Here is a 24,228-nt window from a genome sequence, read left to right as displayed (position 1 = left end):
GTTGGAGTGACCGCCGCGTTCCATTCGCGCCACCCACCGGGACTTGGAGCGGCGGACCTACAGTCCAGCAGGTCTAGACCCTGCTGACTCACGTCCAGAGCCGCGCCTTCACACTGTGGAGCATTTGGAAGAACCTCGAGCGGACGCCTGCATCTCCCCCTTCGGGCGCTACCGGACGATCTTCACAGGCGAACACAGGCTGCGGGTGGTCGAAATCACTCGTGCCGGCCTGCAGTCTGATCGTATCCGGCATTTCCGTGTCGGCGGCAGAAATGAACGATCCGTCCATATCGTCGAACAGCCACACACTTGCCGGGAGGTCGGTCGTCGTCTTGATTGCGATCGTGCCGCTTTTGATCGTCGTGATCACGTCCTGCGGTCGAAGCGGCTGCCAGGCGATGGCCCCGATCGGCGCACTATTGTCGGTGGTCTCGGTGTCGTCCGCGACGGTAACATCGCTGTCTTGCGGAGCCTTTTGAGCACTGGACGCCAACACGGTTTCGGGTTCATCCCCAGCAGACGGATTGCCCATCAAGAGAGACACCGGCGTGCCTGAGCCGACGGCCGATGTGACGGTAACCGCGGTCCAATTGCCATATTGGCTGCCGTTGCCCGCACGCACGTAAAGAGTGTCGCTCGTGCCCGAACCCGTATTGAATGTCAGCGAAGCGAGATTCTGCGCCGTCACCGTGACATAGGGATATTCCTGCGCCGGCTGCACCACGCCGTTCAAGACGAACGACCCATTGCCAGGCGTGTTGTCGTAGAACTGATAGCTTGTGATCGAAGCCGCCGCAGACCCCGCAGACGGCGCCAGAGCAAACAGCGAGGAAGCCGCCACGATCCCATCCGTCGCAACACTTTGATTCTGCCCCGTCAGCACGGGCGCCGAGACCTGGAATCCCGTCCACGAACTCCAATCCGTTCCATCGTTGCTCGCCCGCACATAAAGCTGGTCGGTCGAATCGAAACCCGTCTGGAAGCTGACGGCACCGCTCGCAAGCTGCGCCGCCGTCACCGTGATGTAGGGATATTCCTGCGCCGGCTGCACCACGCCGTTCAAGACGAACGACCCATTGCCGGGCGTGTTGTCGTAGAACTGATAGGTCAATGAACCGCCGCCCGGATTATTGGCCGTGATCAGGCTGCTCAAAGACACAATCGCATTCGGCGCAGCATTCGCCTCGCTCGTCGTGCTCACCGTCGGCGGGACATCAACCGCCGATGTGACGGTGACCGCGGTCCAATTGCCATATTGGCTGCCGTTGCCCGCACGCACGTAAAGAGTGTCGCTCGTGCCCGAACCCGTATTGAATGTCAGCGAAGCGAGATTCTGCGCCGTCACCGTGACATAGGGATATTCCTGCGCCGGCTGCACCACGCCGTTCAAGACGAACGACCCATTGCCAGGCGTGTTGTCGTAGAACTGATAGCTTGTGATCGAAGCCGCCGCAGACCCCGCAGACGGCGCCAGAGCAAACAGCGAGGAAGCCGCCACGATCCCATCCGTCGCAACACTTTGATTCTGCCCCGTCAGCACGGGCGCCGAGACCTGGAATCCCGTCCACGAACTCCAATCCGTTCCGTCATTGCTCGCCCGCACATAAAGCTGGTCGGTCGAATCGAAACCCGTCTGGAAGCTGACGGCACCGCTCGCAAGCTGCGCCGCCGTCACCGTGATGTAGGGATATTCCTGCGCCGGCTGCACCACGCCGTTCAAGACGAACGACCCATTGCCGGGCGTGTTGTCGTAGAACTGATAGGTCAATGAACCGCCGCCCGGATTATTGGCCGTGATCAGGCTGCTCAAAGACACAATCGTATTCGGCGCAGCATTCGCCTGGCTCGTCGTGCTCACCGTCGGCGGGACATCCGCCCCAGAGGTAACAGCGAATGTCGACCACTTGCCCCAGTTGGTGCCGTCGCTGGCGCGGACTTGGATTTGCTCGCTCGTCTCGACGCCCATAGCTAGCTGAGCCGTGGCAAAGTCCGCCGCCGAAAGCATGAGCGGCTGTGTCGCGCTGACGGCTTGGCCATTCACAAACAGCGTCACGCCCGTCGCGACCGGATCGACGATTTCGTAATAGACAATCGTACCGCCGAAGACCTCCGTCACAAGAGTCGGAAGCTGGACCACTGCGTTTCCGGCAACAGTCACGCTGTACGCATTGAGCCCGGGCCCAGCCTGCGGCAGCGTATAAATCCCAAGCGGAACCCAGGTGGCGACGCTCGGCGCGCCGGCCGCATCGGCCAGATACGCGGCCGCCAACGCTTGCGTGAATGGATTTGAGACGGTTGCCGAAAGGACTCCCGGATCTGAAGTGAAGTCCAGCACGCCGCGGGCGATGTCATTGCCGCCCCCCGCTACATGGGTGTCCGTCGCACGGTTGAACGAAATCAGATTCTGACCACCGCCGCCGCCCACCGTATTGTAGCCGAAGCCGCCGGAAATATATTCATTGCCCGAACCGCCGATGACCCTGTCGTCGCCGAGTTCGCCATAAAGGACATTCGTCCCGGCCCCGCCGGTGATCGTATCGGCATCGACATGGAAGCTCGACGGAGCGACCGGCGCCGACTGCCATTGATGCAGCGAACCGAAGGCTCCGAAGCCATAGACATAATTGTAACCGGAGGTCCCGGGCGATCCGAGTTCGTCGATCGGATTCGCCAACATCGAGGTCGAGAGACCAAGGCTCGCCGACGAGAAATCGGGTTCGACCACGGCATCGTCACCAAAGACGAGGTTGTTGCCGTTGCCGGAAGAGATGGTGTCGTCGCCAAGCGCTATATTGCCGGGAGTGAACTTGAAGCCGCCGGAGGTGGAGACATCGCTCGTACCGCGCTGAACGAAGGCCGGCTGGACACCGAAGGCCGCGCCATAGGCCGCCGCGGCCGAATATTGCCCGAGGAACAACCGATCCATCGCCGTCAACATGACCTGCTGACTGGCCGAAGCCTCGGAAACAGCGCTGATGACGCCCGTTATGACAGGCTGCAGAATCAAGGCATTATTGCCAATCAGGATGTTCGATCCCGTTCCACCGGTAATCGTATTGTCGTCCATGCTGATCTGATAGCCCTGCCCGTTATTGAACAGAGAGCCGGACGAAAGCAGGCTCAACGGATGCGCCGCGGCCAGATGCTGTGCGATCGCCGCATTGCCGGCCGAAATCATCCCGCTGACGGCTGATTGGGTTGCCGACACGGTGCCGGCATTATATCCGGCGACCCAATTCATCGCGGTATTGCTGGCGGGCGCGAGGACGATGCCGTTATTTCCGGCGACCAGATTGTTCCCGTTGCCCGCATTGATCTGATTGGAATCGATGACCAGCGAATGCGGCGTGCCGCGTGCAGCCGAGGCGTTGGGCAAGGCAGCGAAAGTATTGATCGCCTGCTGTGTCGCCTCATGCGCCGTGTAGGACAAGTCTCCGACCGCCTGCTGGAAGTCCAGCAGGTACGACGTGTAGGACAAGACCGCCGTCTCATAAGACTGGTCCGTCGGCAACGCATAGGCCGCGCCGGGTATGAAGATCTGCCCTTCATTGCCGAAGATCGTATTGTTACCGCCGTTGGCCGTAATGATGTTGTCGCCGATATTGACGGCATAGGCGGTCGTAACGCCTTGCGCCGTCGTCACCGCATCTTGCGCATAAGCAAGCGTGCTGAGATCGGTCGAGAGCCCGAGCAGCGAGACCGAAAGGCCTTGCAGCTCCTGATCGATCGCGGAAATGCCTGTGGTGACGAGCGGCTCGATCTCGCCGTCATTGCCGAAGATCAGATTGTTGCCGCTTCCGACCTTGATCGTATTGTTGCCCGGAAGCGCGGTTGAACCGTCAAGCAGGCTCGGCACGATGGATGCGTAGACCTGCAAGCTGGTGCCATTCGACTGCGCGATCATGCCGCCATTTGCCAGCGTGCTCAGTGTGCCGGCGCCGCTCGGACCCATCTCAAGCTGCGGCGCATCGACGATAAGCCCGTAAGGCTCGAGCGTGATGGACGGCACGACGAGCAGGCCGGAGGCCGGTATGGAAAGACCGTTGATGCCGGGCGCACTCTCGATCATCACGGCGTTGACGATAATCGGGATGTCGCTTTGCAGCGACGCCGTGTTCGAAGCCCCATTGCCGAAGATGATGTTATTTCCGTTGCCCGCGATCAGGGTGTTGTTGCCACCCTGACCGATCAGGACATTGGTGCCATTACCGACGGTAATCGTATCGTTGCCATCGGCCTGGAGGCTGAGAAGCAGAGCTTCTGTCTGCCAGTTGCCAGAGGTGGTCAACGCCTGCGTACCATTCGCATTGAAGCCGCCAGCGAGAAGCACGAGGTCGGCGGCGCTGATCGCCGCGAGATTCGAGTTTGCAGCATCAGCGCCGCTGTCGATGGCCAGCGCCGCCGTGATCGTCCCGATGGATTCAAGAACGATATCGCGATGGAAATCGCCATTCGAATTTTGGACAGGCGTGCCGTCGGCATTGAAGGCCTGGACGATCTCGGCATTGTCGCCGGTGACGATATTGTCGCCATTGCCGGCGGTTATCGTATCGCTGCCGTCGCCGCCGACGATCGCATTATTTCCGTTGCCGGCGATGATCGTGTCAGCGCTGCCATACAAGGCATCGATGGATTCGGCACGCGTCACGATGTCGAAATTGCCGACGAGCGCCAATTGAACGAGAGCGTTGTCGCCGAAGATGTAATCGTTGCCATTGCCCGCGGTGATCGTATCCGCGCCGGAACCGCCGGCCACGACATCGTAGCCATTGCCAACGGTAATGACGTCATTGCTTGACGTGCCGGTATCGCGCGTTCCGCCGTTGATGGCGTTTGGTGACAGGTCGAAGACGACCTGCAGGACGCCGGCTGTGGAGAATTGCGCCGAGGCACTGTCCCCGTAAACGACATCCGCACCGTCACCGAGCGTGATGGCGTCGGCCCCGAGGCCACCGAAGACGATGTCATTGCCGTTTCCGGCCTTGATCGTGTCGTCGCCGCCATCATTCGTATAAGTGCTGAACACTGCGGTCACGACACCGGCAGTAAAGTCCGCCTCGCCATTGTCGCCGAGGATGATGTCATTGATGCCGCCGAAGACGACGGTGCCGGGATTGCCGCTGTCGGCCGTGATCATATCGGCGCCGGAGCCGCCGAAGATGACGTTATTGCCGAGCCCGGTCTGAATCGTGTCGTCGCTCGACGTGCCGGTGTCCCTCGTGCCGCCGACCGGAGCGCCGACAAAGGTCGAGAAGACGTTGACGATGACGCCAGTGGCCGCGTCGAAGTTCGCGGTGCCGCTGTCGCCGAGGATGACGTCATTGCCATTGCCGGCCGTGATCGTATCGGCGCCGAGGCCACCGAAGATCACGTTATTGCCATTGCCGGCGGTGATCGTGTCATCGCCGCCATAGACCCTGCCGCCAGTCGTTTGACTTGCCGTCTCGACGGGCTGAGGTGACCCCAACGTCGCGGCGATCTCGGCTGTCGTTTCGATCTGTGTCAGGGTCCGGCTATAGGCCGCGTTGCCGCCGAGAACGGAGCCACTTGCCAAAGCCACCACGAAACTCGCGTTCCCATTGTCGCCGAGGATGACGCTATTGCCATCGCCGACGGTGATCCGATCGGCGCCAGAGCCACCCAGGATGACGTTATTGCCGTCGCCCGTCGTGATGGTGTCGTCGCCGCCATCGGTCTGATCGGTCGTTTCGATATAGCTGAGCACGCTGGTCGCAAACGTGGCGCTCACCGGCTCGCTCGTAAATGTCGCGTCGCCATCGTCGCCGACGATGACGTTGCCGGACGGCACCGTGTTTCCGCTCGTCTGCACGGTGATTGTATCGCCGCCGGTGCCGCCGAAGATGACATTGTCACCGCCATTGACCTTGATCGTGTCGCTGGCCCCGAAGGTCGGGTCCTGCGTAGCAATCGTCAGAATCTGGCCAGAGGTTCCGAAGGTCGCAATGCCGTCGTCGCCGATGATCGTATTGTTCGCCCCGCCGAGCGTGATGGTATCCGCTCCGATGCCGCCGATCGCGACATTGTCACCGGAGCCGCCGAATGTGCCATTCGGACCGCTGATCGTGTCGTTGCCGCCGATGCCAAGCGTGCCGTCGGTCGAGAAGATCTTGGTCAGGATGCCGTTGGTGTAATCCGCCTCGCCATCGTCGCCGATGATGACATTGGCGCCGGTCGTGCCGACGATGATCTGGTCATTGCCGGCGCCGCCGATGACGACATTATTGCCGTTACCGAGCGTGATGACGTCGTCGCTCGACGTGCCGGTGTCCCGCGTGCCGCCGACCGGTGCACTGCCGAATGTCGAGAAGATCTTGACGATATCGCCCGTCGTCGCATCGAAGGTCGCAGTCCCGCTGTCGCCGAGCACGACATCATTGCCATTGCCCGTCGTGATCGCGTCGGCCCCGAGGCCGCCGACGATCACATTATTGCCCGCGCCGACGTCGATCGTGTCGTCGCCGCCATAGACGATGCCGCCGGCGGTCTGATCCGCCGTTTCCGTGCCGTTGGCTTCTTGAGCCGTAGTCTCGATCAGAGTCAGAGTCCGGCTATAGGCCGCATCGTCAGCGGCGATCGAGCCGCCGGCCAAAGCGACGGCGAATGTCGCCTCGCCATTATCGCCAAGGATGATGCTATTGCCGTCCCCGACGCTGATCCGATCCGCGCCGGAACCGCCGAGAATGACGTCATTGCCGTCGCCGGTCGTGATGATATCGTCGCCGCCGTCGGTCTGATTGGTCGTCTCGATAAAGCTGAGCACGCTGGTCGCAACCATGGTGCTGACCTGCACGCTCGTGAATGTTGCATCGCCGTCGTCGCCGACGATGACATTGCCCGCCGAAGCGCCTTCCACGGTGATCGTGTCGGCGCCCGTGCCGCCGAAGATCTCGTTATTTCCGCCCGTGACTGTGATCGTATCATCGCCGCCGAAGGTCGGATCTTGAGTCGCAATCGTCAGGATTTGGCCAGACGTACCGAAGGTCGCGATGCCATCGTCGCCGATGATCGTGTTATTCGCGCCGCCAAGCGTGATGATATCCGCGCCGATGCCGCCGATAACGACATTATTGCCGGAGCCGCCAGGTACACCGTTCGGTCCTGAGATCGTGTCGTTTCCGCCGATGCCGAGCGTACCATCCGTCGAGAAGATCTTGGTCAGGACGCCATTGGTGTAATCCGCCTCGCCATCGTCGCCGATGATGACATTGGCGCCCGTCGTGCCGACGGTGATCTGATCGGCACCGGCGCCGCCGATGACGACATTATTGCCATTGCCGAGCGTGATGATGTCGGAGCTGGACACACCAAGATTGGCGCTGCCAATCGTGAGATCAAGCTGCGGGACTCCAGATGCGGACGTGACCGGATCCGAAGCAATCTCGACCAGCGCGCCCGTCGTCGGATCGAACACCGCGAAGCCGCTGTCGCCGAGAACGATCGCATTGCCGGCACCCGTTGTAATCGTGTCGGCGCCGAAGCCGCCGACGATGACATTGTTGCCGGTGCCATTGACGGTGATCGTATCATCGCCGCCGTAAACGACGCCGCTATTGTTCGACTCGCTTGATGGAAAAGCCGTGTTGCCGAACACTTCAGCGGGTGCAGTCTCGCCCGTCGTCGCGGCTTCAGTTAGAACGCCGTTCACATAGGCAGCGGCGCCATTGTCGCCGAAAATGACATTCTCTCCATTACCGTTGATCTGGATCGTATCGGCGCCGGACCCTCCGAAGACGACATTATTGCCATCGCCAGTGATGGTGATCGTGTCGTCGCCTCCGATCGTCTGATCGGTGGTTGCGATGGCGAACCCGAGCGACGGATTCGTAGCGAGCACGCCGTCATCGAAGAAGGCTTCACCATTGTCGCCGAGGATCGTATTACCCGAACCGCCGACGGTGATGTGATCTGCCCCGAAGCCGCCGAGGATCGCGTTGCCGCCGCCCGTGACATTGATGGTATCATCGCCGCCGACCGTCGGATCGAGCGTGGTGATCGACGTAAGCTTGCCCGTCACGCCATTATAGGTCGCTTGGCCGTCGTCGCCGATGACCGTGTTGTTGGTCCCGCCGATATCGATCGTGTCGGCACCGACGCCGCCGATGATGATATTGTTGCCGGCGCCTGCCGGCGTGTAATTGCCGTCCGAATCCTTCGGGCCGGCAATGATGTCGGCGCCACCATGCGCCGGGTCGATCGACTCGATCGATGTCAGAGCCAAGGGCTGCGTGGAAACACCCGTCAGCGTGCTTTGCGCCGGGATGGGGTTGATGGCGACCGGCGAAAGATTGACGGTCGCGACGTTTTCGACCGTCAGCGTCTCTCCGTCTACCAAAGTCAGCGTAGCGCCGTTGATCGCCGCGATCGTGTAATAGGCGTTTGATTTGGTCGGATCGAAAGTCGCGCCATTTTTGTTCGAATTGGTCGCCGAACCGATGAATATGCCTTGGCCGACCTGATAGCCAAGCGCAGCCCAGCTCTCGCCGTCGACCTGCGTTATGGTACCCGCATTGCCGGTATTGCTGAACGAGACCAGAGTGGGAATTCCGCTCAAGCTGCTCGCGGCGCTGTTTTGTGCGTTGATCGTGACCGGCGAGAGATTGACCGTCGCCTTTGCTTCAGCGGTGAGCGTCTCTCCGGTTTGCAAGGTCAGCGTCGCGCCGTTGATCGCCGCGATCGTATAATAGGGGTTCGGTCCGCTGGCGTTGAAGGCCGGCCCATTGGCGTTATTGGCATTCGGATCCGAAAGCGAGCCGATGAAGATGCCCTGGCCCACCGTGTAACCAAGGCTCGCCCAGTTCCCGCCATCCGTCAGCGTGATCGTACCGGCGCCATCGACATTGCCGAAGCTCACATTCGTCGGAATGCCGCTGATCGGCTGACCCGCGTTCGTATAATCGATCTCGCCATTATCGCCGATGACGACATTCTTGCCGCCGGAGCCGAGGAGGATCGTATCCGCGCCCGCGCCGCCGATGACGACATTATTGCCGTTGCCGTTGATGGTGATCGTGTCATCGCCGCCGAGCGACGTGTTGACGGAGGCCATCATGGTGATGGATTCCACGCCGAGGCTGTTGAAGGGATCGACAACGCCAGGTGTTGCCTGACTGGCGATCGCAATGGTGGCGTAATCGCCGAAGACCGTGCTGACGCCATTGCCTGAGATCGTGATCGTATCGGCGCCGGCCGACAGGACGCCGCCGTTTACGCCGGCATCCATTGGCAGGACGCCGTTGTTGATCGTCATCAGACGGCTGGACAGATCGAGCGTCTGGCTGATCACGCCCCTGAAAGTAACAGACGACAATGCGCCGACCGTAAAGCTCGAATCGCCGAAGATGTAATTGATCTTGCCCGAGGCGCTGATCGTATCGTTGCCCTCGCCGCCGGCGATCCAGTTGGTGCCGGTGCCGCCCGTCAGCGTGTCATTCTTGGGGCCGCCAACGATAACGACGGTGCCAGTCGCGCCCGAGGCATTGATCGTGTCGGAGCCGAAGTTGGTGAACGCGTTGGCATTGCCATTGGCTATGCCGGTCTGACGCTCCGGAGAATTATATTCAACGCCGCTGCCGGACTCGTTGCCGTAAAGCACGAGCGGATCGCTGCTCGCCTGCACATTGATCGTGTTGGAGCCGCCGCCGCCCTCGACCACCATCATGGTCTGCAGACCGTCATCCGCATTCACGGTCGGTGCGGCCGTGTCTATGTTGAACGTGTCATCGCCGGTGCCAAGATAGACTTGGATAGAGTCGACATTGACGACGTTGATTCCGGCTTCGTAGGTCGTGGTGATGCCGGTGGCCGAGCTCGTATGCGAAATGTCGCCGCTTGTTATGACATTGCCGTTGCTATCGTAATGGCTGTTGGTTCCCGGCAGACCGAGGCCGCTGATATTGACGCCCTGACCGCTGAAGAACTGGGAGTCGCCCGTAGTGACGGGGGTACCGAACTCGTCGGCCGCAGGAATATCGGTGAGATAACCGGTTTGGCCCGTGGTCGCGCCGTCGTCGTAGATTTTCACGACATCGGTCGCGCCGCTGCCGACGCCTTGCCCTTGCAGGCTCGGCTCGGTGACAGGCGTATTATGGATCTCATAGGGGAGACCCACGGCGGAAACCAGCGATGGCTGCCCGGCCTGCGTGCCGCCGTCGATGATCAGCGGCCCGTTGATTTGCGAGAGCGTATGCGGCTGGTTCGGGAAGGACATATCCGTCGCCGGATTGCTGCCCTGGCTGCCGCCGCTCGGCGCGACATAATTGGGATTGTCGCTCAGCGTAATGGTGATCGGCTTGTACCAATCCGGATTGTTCGGATCGGCATCGAAGGTCACCGTCTGGTTGGCCGCATTGAAGCGCGGATCGGTGCTCGACGCGATGGTCTGCCCATCGCCGACGAGGCTGATGGTGACGGGAACATCGGTCAGCACATTGTTGACCATGGCCTGCGGAAGGCCGGTCAGCACCATCTGATAGGTGTAAGTCTGCGTTGCGGTAACAGAGGCCGTGCCTTGCGGCGCCAGCACGAGGACACCGGCCGTATCGGTCGCTGCGATCGTGAGTTTGACGTCGCCGCCATTGGTCGCCGTGGCGGAGAAGACGGGAGTCTCAGTCCCGTTCGGATCGGTCGAGGTGATCTCATGCCCGATGTCGAGCGAGATCGCGTCATGCGAGCCGGTCAGCGTCGAAGACACTGTTATGGTCTGCGCCTGAGTCCAGTCCGACGCGGTGAAGGTGACGTAGGGCAGCCCCGAACTGGGATCCACCGGCAATGCCACGCCATTATCAAGCACCACCACGCCCGCAGGAACACCCGTCAGAGCGACCTTGACCGTCTCATTCGGGGCGGGCTGCTTGTTGAGCGAGAGATTGTAGCTGTAGGTGGTTTGTCCGGCGACGATCGTGGTCGGCGCGAGGCCCTGGTCGATGATGAGACCCGTCGCGCTTGTCTCGAGCGTGACTTTCACGGTCGGCAAGACGAGGCCGTTGAGAGATGGAACGTCGCTGCTGATGACCGTGCTGGCGACGACGATTGTTTCGTTCCGCGAATAGGTGTCATTCGCCGGAACGGGCGCCGCGCGCATATAGACCGTCTGCGTCCCCGTCGAGGCCGTGAACGCAAGCGTCAGATTGGAGGTCCAGCTGTTCGGGTCGTTAGGATCGGTCGAGACTTGCAGCGCTGCTGCGCCCTCCGAGCCCCACTCCGCCGAAGGCTGCGCCGGCGAAACGTTGACGTAAGCCACCTGATTGCCGGTCAGGCCAGGCGGCGCGCTGACGGTGAAAGACGTCATCGATGTCGGATCGTTGACATGGACGATCGACTGCGGCTGCTGGCTGATGATCTGGTCCGACCCGCCGACCAAAACGCTCAGGCCGGGGACGAAGGTGTTGTTATAATTCGGATCGAGACTCTGCACCGTGTTGTCGGTGACGCTCGATGCGCCTTGCGTATTCGCCGAAATGACCGCGCCGCTCACATCGCCGCCGACGACGATCGTGTCGCCACCCTGGCCGCCATTGATCGTCGTCACGACATCCTGCGGCGTGCTGAGCACATAGACCGTGTCATTGCCTTCGAGCGTATCGATCGTGACAGCCTGAATATTCGTATACGAGACGTTGAGGCCGCCGCCGAACACACCGTCCTTGGTCACGACGAACGTATCGTTCGCCTCTGTCCCCAATAGGACCAGCGTATTGAAGCCCGTGCCGCCCTCGATATCGACTGGAGCGTTGACGTTATACTCGATCGTGTCGTTGCCGCTGCCGCCCGTGACGCCGATATGCGTACCGGCGGCAACCAGGAAGGCGCGGACGATGAAGGTGTCGTCGCCGCTGCCCCCGATCAGAGACAGATCCGCCTTGTTCGAATAGACCTCGAACGTGTCGACACCCGAGCCGCCGTAAAGCACGGTCGCCTTGTCGACACCGTCCGACAATTCGCCGACGGTCGTACCGGTCAGGTTCAGACCGTCGCCGAGGAGGGCTCCGACCCCGCCCGAAAGCGCTCCGGGCGCACCGTTCACGAGCGCCTTGCCATTCGGATCATAGTTGAACGAGCTCGGGTCATAGACCTGCCCGACCTGGAAGAAATCGAGGCCATTGCCGGCATTGATCGTCATGACCGCGGAATTGCCGTCGAGATAATAGGAATTGCCGAAAGCGGTGGTATTGCCTTGCGTGATGTTGCCGCCGTTGATGGTCAGGCGATTGGTGATCGTCTCGTTGTAATTGATGCGCTGATAGGTCGGATTCCCATCCGACTCCAGGATAGCGACGAACTGGCTGCGGACGAGGAAGGTCTGCCCCTTGTCGGTTTCGGCGCCATTGATGATCAGCGAATTGGTGCCGCTGTTGAGCGCGCCGCTATCGTTGACGTTGATGACATAGTCCGAATTCACCGTCGTATCGATCAGATAGGTGTCGGCGCCGTCCTGTCCGTCGAGATTGACCGTGTCGACGAATTGCCCGTTATTCGCCAGGTAGCTCTGATAGCTCGTCAGGCTCGGCATATTATAGACGTGGATTTTATCCTTGCCGGCACCCGTATCGATGAACGTGTTGGCGGCCAAAGCCGACGGACTGAACTCGACGTCATCATCGCCGCCGCCGGTCGCGATATAGAGCGTTACCGCGGTGAAGGCGCCGAAGACGTCGACAATGACGCTGTTCGTGTCGAATTGGCCCGTTGCAAACAGATATCCAGCCTGCAGCGTGATCGTGGTCGCGGCGGTCAATTGCGCCGCGGCGATCGGCGCGGCCGCGCCGCGGATCGTGATGTCATTCGCGGCATTGATCGCGATCGACCCGGTGGTCGCTTGAACAACCGCGCCGGAGCCGATGGTCACGCTGTCGATGGCGCTTCCGCTTGGCGGATTCACCGTGGCGACGCAACCGGCGTTGAGGGCGACCGACGTGCCGGTCAATTTCGCGCCGGCCATCGTGACGGTCTGGCCGCTGGCAATCCCTCCATCGAGGAAGATGTCATTGCCCGCGTCGATCGTGATCCCCATGGTCGTCGCCTGCAAGACGGCGCCTGCCTCGATCTCAACACTGTTGGTCGTATCGTCGGTTGCTGTCGCCGATGTGCTTTGATTGCCGGCATTGATCATCAAACCGAGGTAGGACGTCAGTTGCGCGGCGCCGACCGTGACGAAGTTAGCCGCGGTGATTTCGAGCTCGCCCGTTTGCGCCGTAAGCTCGGCCCCCGCGTCCACGGTGACCTCATTGGTCGTAGCGTCGGTTGCCGGCCTCGACGTGGTTTGATCGCCCGCATCAAGCACCAGGTTGGTATGCGCGGTCAGATCTGCTGCGCCGATGGTGATATCATTGGCTGCGTTGATCGTGAGCGCCCCCGTTTGGGCCGTGAGGATCGCGGTCGCAGCCACCGTGACGCTGTTGTTGGTACCAGTCGTAACCACCGAATTGGTCTGATTACCCGCGTTGAACGTGAGGTTCGTGCCGGCAATGATTTGCGCGCCGCCGATGATGATATTGTCAGCCGAGTTCAGGGTGATCGCCCCACCAGCCTGCATGCTGGCGCCCGATTGAACCGTAATATTATCGGTGTCAGTGGCACTCGACGTATCGAAATAGCCGGACACGAGCAGGATCGTGGTCGCGGCGCTCAGCACCGCGCCGGTGGGCGTTCCGCTCCAAGTGCTCGAACCCGAACCGCCATCGAGGGTCAGGTTATTGCCGGCGATGAGCGAAATTCCGCCGTTGGTCGATGTGATGGAAACGCCCGCATCGACAATCAGATTATCGTCGTCTCCGGCAGCGGTGCCGGCCTGTTTGGTGATATCGCCATACGCAAGGACGTTCTCGACGATTTCGAGCGGGCTCGAGGTCAGGATTGAGATCGTTCCTGCCACCGCCTTGAGCCCATAAGACGTGTCGGCGCCTAAGACACCGCCCACATCGAGGCCGCCAATATTCCAAAGCCAAATATTGCCGGTGGTCGAGACCGCTTCGATATTATCGACGGTGCCGACGATGCGCGCGGTGCTCTTACCGATACTGCCATTGGCGATGAGGTCGGCCGCCCCGCCTACGATATCCTGATTATTGTCCGATCTGCCGTTCCAGATGCTCCCGACCGTGGCCGTGAGGAAAGCGATAGCGGACCCGGCATCGACCGACATCAATGAAATGTCGCCCGTCACTTCGACCAGATAGATATTTTCATCGCCGGCCGTCGCGGTCACCGTTCCGGCGCCGCTATAGGCGCTGACGATGTTAAAGGCCGTCGAGCCGTTGCCGATACCGCCCGATTGGGCCTGGCCCGCATTCAACTGAACCGTATTGCCATAGACATTCGCACCGTCACTGCTTCCGATGCCGGTCTTGACACCCGAATTCAGATTGGTCGGATCGGTGAGATTGCCCCCATTGAGGATGAAGCCCGCCGCCCCGAGCGTGACATTGCCCGCTTGCGAGAAAGCATCGAGCACATAGAGAGCGCCAGCGGTCTGGTCGATATTGATATTCGATTGCGCCAAAGCGCGCAGGACGCCCAAGGTGCCGGACGCGCCGAAAGAACCGCCATAGATAATATCGACATGCAGCGCGCCGAGCGTATCCGCGGCGACTTTGCCGGTCCCCGTGTCCGCGCCCGTACCGATGCTTCCGCCGGCTTGCAGCTCAAGCCAGTTCGCTTGAAGCTTGGCAAGGTCAGAGGTGACCGCGTCATAGATGGAGCCGCTGGCCACGAGATCGACGCCGCCCGACGCCGAATAGATGCCGCCGACGGGAATGTCGCCATCCGGCGCATTGATATAGATATCGTTGAGCGCGCGCGCCGTCAGCCCCCCGCCGGCACCGACATCGACAGTCACCGGCGTCGAAGACGTGCCGATGAAGCTCTGGCCCGCCTCGAGAACAATGCTGCCGCCATAGACGTTGACGCCGCCCGACGCGACATTGGTGAGGCTGCCCTGAGTCTTGATCCGGATGTCGGCGCCGCCGGTCGAACCGACGTGGTTGAGCTGGAGATTGACCTGAGAGCCAAGATAGATGAAGCCGGTCGCCGTCGCCGTAACGGTCCCCGACGGCGCGATCGCAACATCCCGGCTCTGTGAGATCAGGACGTATTTGACATTGTTCGCGCCGCTGTCGAGTTCGATATCGACCGGCGCGGCATTGATCGACACATTGCCTTCGCGGGTCAGAGTCTGACCCCATTGCAAGGTGATGGTCGCGCCGTCGATCGCCGCGATCGTGTAATAGGGCTTCGTCCCGTTGACGTTGAAGCTCGCGCCATTGCCGTTCGGGTCGCTCGCGGAGCCGATATAAATGCCGCCGCCGACCTTATAGCCCATGGCGGCCCAGTCCGCGCCGCCCCATGTTCCGCCAGTGCCATTGGTCAGCGTGATCGTGCCATTATTGGCGACGTCTCCGAAATTGACGTCGAGACCGGCCAGCGTGCCGATGGTGCTGTTGTCCGTGGTCCCAAGGTTGGTGACAACCGGCGCGACAAGCACGATCTGGTTGTTTTCCGTCTGAACCGTCTGGGTAAAGGTAATGCTCGAACCATTGACCCCATTGGCAGCGACCTGGAGATAGGCGCCGTTCTGGGTCGCATTCTGCGTCGTGCCGCCGACATAGACCCAATCGCCCGCCTGGATATTGGGATCGACGCTGCTCCAGCTCGCGCCATTGCTCAGCGTCATCGTATTGCCGCTGAAATTGACCGTGACCTGCGTCGGCGTCGCGGCAAGGAAGTTCAGGTCCGAGGCCTGCGCGGCCGCGAGCGCGAGTCCGGCCGGCGTGCCGCCAAGTTGGAGATTCGGCCCCGGCGCGAAACCGACCTGGTTCGTGACCGGATTGACGAGCGAACCGATATTGCCGCCGTTGGTGCTGGTGCCCTTGTTGGTCGTGATGGTGATATTCACCGCCGTGATATTCGGCGCCTCGATCGTGGTCTGCGTGCTCGTCGTCGTCTGGAGAAGACCGGCGCTGATTCCCTCGAGCAACTCGGCCGTCGTCCAGACCTTGATGCTGCCGACGAGATTGGCCTTTTCCGTCGAGCTGAGCAGATAGGTGAAGTTCGGATCGTAGGTGTTTCGATCGTAGGAAGTGCTGCTGACAGTGGAATTTGTCGCGGCGTCGTAAGTGTTCGTCGTGCCGGGCGCATAGGAGCCCCCCGGCCCGAATACGGCGGCAAGATTGTAATATTGCTGCGTCGTCGACAATTCGAGCGTCTGGATCGCATTAGCGACATAAGTGGCCAGGGACACGGTCTGCTGCGCCGGCGGCAGAGCATTGTAAACGCCCGTGTAATAGGTGGTGTAATAGGAGACGTCGGCCGCCGACATCTGGACAATGGCCTTCGGATCGCTTGGATCGGTCGGCTGCCCGGTAACGGAATCGACGAGCGCGTTCCGGTCCGTCCAATAGGCCTGATACTGCTGCTGCTGGTAAAGCTGGTACTCGTTCAGCGTAGCCTGAATCTTGGCCTGCGCCTGGTCGCCGGTCAGCGCCAACTCGCTCCACACGCCGTTTTCGAGCTGCGCGGTCGTGCGCGCATCCACCTGGACGTTAGTGTTGACGTTGATGAGGCTGCCATTGTCGACAAGGATATCGGCGTTGCCTGTCGTCGTCAGCGCGAAGAGCGGCAAATCGCCTTCTGTCTGTTCGATATAGACATCGCCCTTGGCGGTCAGATTCAACTTGTCGTTGCCGGCCTGGCCGACGGCGAGTTCAAGCCGCGCGGAAGATGTACCGACGCCGCCGCCGCTGGTGATCGCGACATTGCCACCCGTGATGAGACCTGTGGCGTTCGCCGCCACCGTTATGGCGCCGAAGGCCGAGAGATTCACGGCGTTATCGCCACCGGCCGTAATCGAACCGATTGCGAGCCCTGTCTGCGGCGCCGCGATATAGATCGCGCCATTGGTCGTGGTAGCCGTCAATTTCTGCCCGGCGGTGCCCGCCAAAACGACGTTGATGGGCAGACCGCTCTGTCCAATGTTGGTGCCTGCCGTCAGGGTGACAATCACACCCTCGACCTCATTGGCCGTGTTCGGCGCGGTGATCGAGCCCCCGGCGGTGATCGTCGTCGAACCCGTCACGTTGGTGAGATTGCCAAGCAGCTGGACGCTGCTATAGGGCGAATTGATCGTGATGTTCGAGCTGTTGCTGCCCAGGAAGTTGATGCCAACAGCTATATCGGCCTTGATCGAATGGGACGAGATCGTCTCGGTGCCCTTAACGTCCGTCGTTTGCTGGTAATAGGTCTTCTTTCCGTACCACGTGCTGTGGGTCCAGTGCCCCGAAGGCTGGAAGCCGGTATCCGTTATCGTATGCGTCGCGGTCGTATAGATGTAGGACGTATTTTCGTCGGCCGAGTTGGTGTCGACGTAGAAATAAAGGCTCGAAGCTTCGATTTGAGGCTGCGAGGTGGTGATCGTCTGCTGCTGGGGCGGCGCGTTGCCCGAGCCGAGGCTGATCAATCCAAGCCAGCTGCTGGTATAGTAGAGGTTGACGGTCGTCGTCTGAGCGCTCGTCGCCACCGAGAAATTATAGCGCAATCCCTTTTCGAGCCCGAATTGCGTCGAGTTCGTGGTGATCGGTGTCGTCCCGCCGACGCCGGCGAGAATCGTGCCGTCGAGCGTGTTGATGTACTGAGTCGACATCAGCATCCCGCCGCCCTGCTGCGAGAGATATTTCGTCTCGAGCACGTAGGCGCTATTGGAAGCATTGGTCTGATTATAGTCGGTAATGTCGATCAGACCGGCGCCGGGCTGAGACACGTTGATGCTCTTTACGGCAAGATTATAGGCCGTGTTGTTGTTGATGGTGACGCCGCCGTAATAGCCGAACGCGTTGAGCTCGGCCTGGGATGTGCTGAAGACGTGGCCCTTGATGGTGATGATGCCGCCGGCGAGATTGACCGTATCAACCTCGAGGCTGCCGCCGTTCGCGGTGTTGTAATAGACCGTGAACTCATTGTTCGGATTATCTGCATCCGGCAGGTTGAGCTGTATAAGGCCTGATAGTCCTTGGGCTTTGATCGTGGCGATCTGGCCTGCGATGTCGTTCGGGTTGATCGTCAGCGTCGGATTGCTCTGCCCGGCATTGAGCGCACCGTTCAAATCGACATATTCGGCTTGGATCGAGATGGTCTGGGCTATGAATTGGGTTTGCTGGACGACCCCCTCATAGGTCGAAACCTGCTGCTTGCCTGCGTCGGTCGTACCGCTCAGCGGCGGGATGCCGCTTTGCGATCCGAGCAACTGCGTCGCCGGATCGCCCGAGGCATAGAACTGCACTTCATTGATCGAGATATTGTTCTTCGCCTGAAAATTCTGCGTATGAACGTCGATCAACGGCGCATTGACGTTGATATCGCCGAGCGAGACGACATCGAGTTCCGCCTCGATGGCCGTGATGTTGCCTTGAATAATGATGTCCGCCGGCGTCGTCGGAAGCGATTCCTGGGTGACCACACCTGTTGCTGAAACGAAGGTCGGGAACTGAAATCCGGGCGGGACGGTCGGCGTTTGGTTGGTGATGCGGATGAACGCGATCGCCGGTGCGTTCGGAGCCGGCGGTGCCGGAGGCGGCGACAATGTGATGCTCGCAAAATTCGCGACGCCCGCCACCGCCGGATCGGTGCTGCTGGCAGGATTCTCATTGTCCGTGCTGGCGTCGTTCCCGTTCATCTTATTGATGACGCTATTGGCATTGGCCAGCGCCTGGGGAGAGGTCGGGCTGATCGACGTATCGGTATTGACCAGCGCAACGCCGTTTGCATAGACGCCGCCGATGAGCTGGGGAATCGTAATCCCCTCGATCTGAAGCGACGAGGCCGTCGTATTGGTGATGCTGACGTTGACGGTCGTCGGCGCGGTGAGCGTACCGGTCCCCTCGATCTGATCGCCATAGAGGTTGATCTGGCCCGCCTGCGCGATGAAGGCCGCTATATCGATGACCTGTACCACCTTGCCGACGACAACGAAGGTTCCGTCGGACTCCGTCTCTCCAAGACCCTGGGCTTTCAACTGCGACTCGATCGTCGCAATCTCCTGCTGGTCGAAGGCCACCTGCCCGTCGATAGTCGTGTCATCCTCGCCATTGGCGGTCAAAGATTTCTGGATCCCGAGATATTGGCCGAGCTGCGCCTCAGTGCTCAGATAGGTGTTGTACAGGGCCGAGGATTCCGTCTCGGTCGTGTTGGTGAAGCTGAGCGTCGGACTGTCGGTGCCGACGGTCTCGATGACATTGCCGTTCACATCGTAGCTGAACGTGACGTTGACATTGCTGGTGATGCCGGTCGTGATCGATCCGTTCACATCGACGATGCCGTGCGAAACTTCGAAAGCGGTTCCGTTGAACTCATTCGCCGGATTGCCGCCGGTCAGCGATAGGATGCCACCTGCAACATCGCTTGCCCAGCTCGTCGATTTGGCCTGCGCAACGACGGTGGCGAAGCCGACCATATTGGCCAGGAGATTTGCCGAGCCGCCGGTCTTGAGCACGGCATCGGCGTTGACTGTGATCTGATTGGTCTGAACGACGTAGGAATGCGCGTTCACGGAGCTCAGCGGAATGATCGCCCCGGCGTAGGCATCCGTATAGGCATAGAACGTATAGGGATCCATATTGAAGTTGATATCTTCGCCGGCCGTCAGATCGAGATCGCCATAGGAGGTGATGGTCGCCTGCGTCGGGGATCCCGCGGCACCGATGACAATCTCATTGTCGGGCCGGATGTCGATATTGCTATTGGCCTCGGCCGCCGTGACCGCGCCATAGGTGTCGGTATTGACCTGCGTCGTCACATTGCCGCTGCCGTCGGCGGCGAGCGCGACGACACCGATGCTCATCAATTTCGCGCCGGCTTCGATGTTGATTTTCGCAAGATCGCTGCTGGTTTGGATCGTCGCTTTCGCCGAAGCGCCGGCCAAAGCGCCGCCGGTCTTAAGCGTCACTTGGTCGTAACCCTGAAAATCGTTCAACGCCGACAGCGACAAGGCACCGGCATTGGAGAAGGCGCCGACGACGTTCAGAACGGCGGTGGAACCGACATCGACGATCGTGTTGAAACTGATCGTCGTCGTATCCGTGGCGCCGGCCGCGCTCGCAAGGCCGCCCGTGTCACCGGAGATGTTGTCAATGAAGGGACCGTCGGCCGGCTTGGCAAGGGTCGTATCCAGAATGGCCGGCTTGTTGAAATCATTGACGGCCGTACCGATGATCGACAGCGCGGTGACGCTGCCATCGAGTGTCGTCGTCACGTTCGAATTGACATTGTTGACGGCGACCGCGCCGGCACCGGAAAGGAGGCCGACAGCCGAGGCGATGACCTGTGTATTGACAGTCGAAACATGCCCGGCCGAGATGCGGAACGCGGAGTTGATCGTCCCGCCCGTGACATTGATCACCGCGCCCGTACCGATGGTCGCGTTGGTTGTGGCATTCGTCGTTGTGGTCGGAGCCACGCCCGCACCCGCGAGAACGCCGCCGCTGCCTGCCTCGCCAAAGGCGAAATTATTATCATTGCCAGCAGCATTGATTTGCAGCGTGCCAGCGGTGACTTGAGCCGAATCGCCGATCGAGGCGGTCGTTTTGCTCGTCGCCGTCGCGGAGGACTGCGCCACGCCGACCGCGATCAGACCGAATGCCGCATTAGATGCCCGGGAATTCTGCCACGTATTGCCATTGGCCACGACGAGCATGGCGCCCGCGATCGTCGCAACCGTTCCCGCGCCAACCGCCGCCGTGACCGTGTCGGTATCCGTCGTTTGCGCATTGCTGGCCACGATGCCGATGAGACCGCCGACAGAGCCGCCGGCCTGAGCGTTCGCCGCCTGATGGCCGTCGGACGGCAGGTTCACATTGGCCATGATCGACAGGCTGCCTGCCGTAATATGGCCGTTGACCGTCGCGCTGACGGTCGGCGTAAGATTGATGATCGCCACCGAGGCGCCGACAGCCAGAGTGCCGGCGGTGACCCCCTGCGCATTCGCATATGCCTCGGGCTGAGCCAACGCTTCGACAAGGACATTGCCGCTGCCTGCCTGGACAGTCGAACCATCGACATAGGCCGAAACCGTATTGTTGATCGTATCGGTGGCGCCCGAGCCGCCCGCCGCGAGCGAAATGAAGCCGGCCGCGATCGATGCCGCGCCTGTGGTGGCGCTGGCGGACGAGGTGTCCTGCGCATCGATGCTAAGGCCGCCGACCGTCAGCGTGCTCGTTTCGACAAAGGCCGAGGTGCTCGTGTCGATCGTGTTCAAAGCGACCGCTGCGCCGCCGCTGACTGCGATGACACCGGCGGAGAAAGTCGCAGCGACGGATGTCGCGGTGATCGACGCATTTTCCGTCGCATCGATGGTCGTCGTGCCCGACGTGGTCACGCCGGCATTGGTGATCGAAGCCTGGACCTGATTGTCGATATTGTTTTGCGCCAGCGACTCGCCGATCGCATAGCCGTCGCCAAGGCCGATCGTTGCCGCGAGCGCGGCGGCCCCGACGAAGGCGGTGATGCCCGACGTATCGCTCGCGTCGAGGTTGATCGCGCCGGCATTGATGCCGTTCGACCCGCTGCCCGAAACGGTCGCCTCGGTATTGACGGCGATCTTATTTTCAGCCGTCGCACCGGCGCCCGCCAGGCTGAACCCGACAGCAGCGCCGGTTATCGCGACCGAAGCCGCGGCGACATTCGCGTCGATCGTGGAATGATCCGTGGCGGTCTCGTTGAAATTGCGCCCAGCCTGAATGCTGGTCCCGGTCGAATAGGCCTCGACCTGGTCCGGATGACGGGAACCGGAAGCATCATAGCCGATGAAGTTTTCGGCGAGTGAGGCGCCGAGCGATCCGGCGCCGCCGCCCAAACCGGCCGCGATGGCTCCCGAAGCGGCGAGAACAAGCGCGTTGATCGTCGCCGACGCGTTCGCGTTTACCAGCACATCGGTGTTCGCCGTGATTTTGCTGGCCGAGAGATAGGCATTGGTGTCGTCGAGGATGACATTGGTGGCTTCGACGCCGGCACCCGACAGGGACACGCCGATAGCTCCGCCGCTCAGCGCCACGGCCGCGGCGGACGCATTGGCGTTGATCGTCGCCGCTTCCAGAGCCGAGACCGAAACCGAACCAGAGGTCGCCGTAACGCCGTCTCCGGCATTCGCGATATAGACCTCCATATTATTCGTGATCTCGTTCGTCGCCTGCGAAACGCCGATGGAAGCGCCGACGCCGACAGCGCCGAAGGAAGCGGTGATCGCGACTGCCTCGACAAGCGCCGTAATCGACGACGTGTCGCTGCCTGAGACGCTCACGCTCGCGGCGCTGATGCCCTTCTGAGATCCACCATTACTGTCGCCATTGATATAGGCGTTGATGTTCAAGCCGATGTCATTGAGCGCCACGGCGCCTGCACCGCCGACGGCTACACCGACGAAGCCGCCCGAAAGCGCGGCGGCGATAGAGCCTACCTCAGCCTCGATGGTTTCGGTCGTTACGGTCTCGACGGTCAATGCGCCCGAAGCGTTGATCGCCGTGCCGCTGATATCAGCCGTCACGCTGCCCGACGATGTGTCGCCCGTCGTTCCGTCGCCGATCGCGTTATGCGCAAAGGCCGCGCCCAGCGCCACGCCGACGCCCGCGATGCCGCCTGCGACGGCAACGGAGGCCGCGTCGACGATCGCGTTGATGGTCGATGTGTCAGACCCCTCGACCGTGATCGCGCCAGCGCCCGTGATGTTGGAGTTGGCGATATAGGCGTCGACATTCGCCTCGATCAGATTTTCCGCCGTCGTGGCAGCACCGGACACCGAGACGCCGGCAGCGCCGCCGATCGAAACAGTAATCGCCGCGGCGACCGCTCCGGCGTTGATGGTTGCGTTTTCAGTCGCCTCCGCGCTCACCGCGCCCGAGCCCGCCGCAAGCGAAGCGACGCCGGTGATATAGGCCTCTTGATCGTCATTGATCGTATTGCGGGCGATCGAGAGCGAAATGCTGACCGATACGCCGGCGATGCCGGCAAGCGCGACGCCGACGGTCGCTGCGCCGACACCGGCCGTGATGTTCGCCGTATCCGTCGCCGAGACCGCAAGGCCGGTCGAACTGATAGAGGCCGTGCCGCCGCCGTCGACATAAGCATGTGTCGCGACTTGGATCTCGTTGAAGCCGAGGGCGCCGGCGAAGGAAACGCTGACTGCTGCCACGCCGCTGCCTTCGAGCGCCGCCGCACCCGCTGCGACAAGGGCGCTGATCGCTTCGCCGGACGTCGAGGAAACGCTCGTCGCCCCGTTGCCAACAATCGAGCTTCCGGAGATATAGGCCAGAACCTGCCCGGTCCCATAAAGCGCGTCGCTGATCCGATTATGCGCAAGCGCCACGCCGATCGAGACGCCCACACCCGCCGCGCCGCCGCCGCCGGCCGCGACCGATACGGCCGCGATGAGCGCGTCGATCGTTCCGGTGTCAGTCGCCGAGACGGTGACAGCACCGACCTTGCTCCCCGACGTGCCAAGCGTCGAATTGGAAATATAGGCTTGCGTGCTTGACGCGATCAGATTTTCGGCAACCGCGCCGCCGCCACTGACGGAAACGCCCGCCGCGCCCGCGATGGCGACCGTGACGGAAGCCGTGGTTGCCGTCGAAAAGATTTGCGCGCCTTCGGTCGCCGTCACGCCCACCGCGCCGCCGCCGGTCGTCAACGTGCCGACGCCGGTGATATGCGCGTCGACATCGTCGCCGATCGTGTTGCGTGCAATGGAAAGCGCGATCGACACCGCGACGCCCGCCGCGCCGCCGAAGCCGCCGGCAATCGTCGCCGTGGCGACATTGGAGGTGATATTTGCCGTATCGCTGGCGCTGACCGACACGCTGCCAGCGGCGATGCTGCTGCCGCCGCTGATATAGGCATGGGTCGCGACCGCGATCTCATTGAGGCTGATCGAGCCGGCGAAACCGACACCGACGCCCGCCGCGCCGCCGCCGGTCAAAGCGACCGCCGCCGCCGCCACGTTGGCACTGACCGTTTCGCTGGACGTCGCCGTAACCTGCAAAGCGCCATTCGCGGAGATCGGCGTACTGGAAATATAAGCGAAGACCTGGCCCATTCCATTGAAGCCATTACCGTCGCTGATCGCATTATGCGCGAAGGAGAAGCCGATCGAAACGCCGACGCCCGCCGCGCCGCCGATACCGACGGTTGCCGACACGGCCGCGATCAATGCGGTGATGCGGCCGGCATCGGTTG

At 61.3% G+C, this 24,228-nt stretch carries 1 protein-coding gene (running past one end of the window); it reads right to left on the bottom strand.

The window, feature by feature from the left end; genetic code table 11:
• Nucleotides 1-88: 88 nt before the first annotated feature.
• Nucleotides 89-24,228, bottom strand: partial view of an LEPR-XLL domain-containing protein gene (locus A3OQ_RS0110835; RefSeq protein WP_020674451.1) — the 3' portion only. It continues 18,754 nt past the right edge of the window; the window shows 24,140 of its 42,894 coding nt (coding positions 18,755-42,894); its start codon lies beyond the right edge, outside the window; its stop codon occupies nt 89-91.

Origin of the sequence: Methyloferula stellata AR4 (genome assembly GCF_000385335.1) — a bacterium.
GTDB classification, from domain to species: Bacteria; Pseudomonadota; Alphaproteobacteria; order Rhizobiales; family Beijerinckiaceae; genus Methyloferula; species Methyloferula stellata.
Note: the sequence above shows the minus strand (reverse complement) of the source record. Positions and strands in the feature narration are given on the sequence as shown.